We start from the raw sequence: 1,019 nt of genomic DNA, 5'->3' as shown, positions 1-1,019 counted from the left end.
AGATGCGTCAGGCGGCCGACGAGCTGCGGGTCGGGGGCGCTGGACTGGATCAGGGAGAGGTGGGTGGCGGTGCGTTGGTAGAGGGTGACGAGTTCGTCGGCCTCGGCTCCGGAGAGGCGGCGTTGGCGGCGCAGCAGGGCGTCCAGTCGGTCCCACTCGGCTCGGTGGGCGGACACGAAGACGTCGAGGTCCATCGGCTGGCTGCTCCTCGTACTGCGGCGCGTGATTGTTCAGCTTGGCAGACTGGCCAGTCCTACGGCAGGGCAGGGAAGGGCGGCGGGCGTGAGTGAGCTTGTGACGGGCGAGGCGGTGGCGCTGGAGCTGCGTCCCGCGAAGCTGCCGAGCCGGGCGCTGGCCGTGCTGATCGATCTGGTCGTGGCATGGGCGGTCTATATCGCGGTGACCGTCGGGGTCATCGCGTCGACCTCGTCGCTGGACGACGCCGCGGCCGCCGCGGTGGCGGTCGCCGGTTTCGTCCTCGTACTCGTCGGTGGCCCGATCGCGGTGGAGACGCTCAGTCATGGGCGGTCGCTGGGGAAGCTGGCGTGCGGGCTGCGGGTGGTGCGGGACGACGGGGGGCCGATCCGGTTCCGGCACGCGCTGGTGCGTGGGGCCGTGGGGGTCGTCGAGATCCTGACGACGTTCGGGGTCGTGGCGTGCATCGCGTCGCTGGTGTCGGCGCGGGGGCGGCGGATCGGGGACGTGTTCGCGGGGACGCTGGTCGTACGTGAGCGGGTGCCCGTGGGGCAGACGGCGTTCGTGCCTCCGCCGCCGCCGTGGTTGGTGGGGCGGTTCTCCGGGCTCGATCTGTCCGGGGTGCCCGAGGGGCTGTGGCTGGCGATTCGCCAGTACCTGACGCGGATGGGGCAGCTGGATCCGCAGGTGGGCTGGGCGATGGCCGAGCGGCTCGCCGGTGATCTGGTGGAGCGGACGGGGACGCCGGCGCCGCAGGGTGTTCCACCGGCCGCGTATCTGGCGGCCGTGGTGCATGAGCGGCAGGCGCGGGACGCGCGGCGGGC

General features: G+C 72.8%; 1 protein-coding gene and 1 pseudogene. One reads left to right on the top strand and one right to left on the bottom strand.

The genetic code is table 11. From position 1 onward, the window contains the following. Nucleotides 1–194, bottom strand: a pseudogene (locus AOK22_RS38575) (stage II sporulation protein M); the annotation flags it as partial. 88 nt (nt 195–282) lie between these two features. Here AOK22_RS38575 and AOK22_RS38570 point away from each other — a divergent pair. Further along, nucleotides 283–1,019, top strand: a 737-nt coding sequence (locus tag AOK22_RS38570; RefSeq protein ID WP_055703284.1) for an RDD family protein, incomplete at its 3' end; no start/stop codon positions are given.

The organism is Streptomyces silaceus (assembly GCF_001419745.1).
Taxonomy (GTDB): Bacteria; Actinomycetota; Actinomycetes; order Streptomycetales; family Streptomycetaceae; genus Streptomyces; species Streptomyces silaceus.
This window is presented reverse-complemented; position numbering and strand designations above follow the sequence as displayed.